Below are 261 nucleotides of genomic sequence, written 5' to 3' on the forward strand. Positions count from 1 at the left end.
CTGTGCCGAATATCGTCATGCTGCCCGAGTTGTTTCCGCAATCGATTCGCGTGACGGGCATGTCGATCGTGTACTGCGTGGGTGTGTCGATATTTGGTGGCTTTGCGCAATTCTTCGCAACGTGGCTCATCAAGCTGCTCGGCAATCCGCTTGCGCCCGCGTGGTATCTGATTGGCTGCGGGGCGGTTTCGTTGCTGGCATTGCCGTTGATTCGCGAACCGGCGGGCCGTCCGCTCGATTGACATGTGCCCGTATTGCCGT

The 261-nt window shown here is 58.6% G+C and carries 1 pseudogene; it reads left to right on the top strand.

What is annotated here, in order from left to right:
* Positions 1 to 242, top strand: a pseudogene (locus tag SB786_RS36700) (MFS transporter); the annotation flags it as partial.
* Between the last annotated feature and the right edge of the window lie 19 nt (positions 243 to 261).

The organism is Burkholderia sp. SIMBA_062, assembly GCF_046534765.1.
Taxonomy (GTDB): domain Bacteria; phylum Pseudomonadota; class Gammaproteobacteria; order Burkholderiales; family Burkholderiaceae; genus Burkholderia; species Burkholderia ambifaria.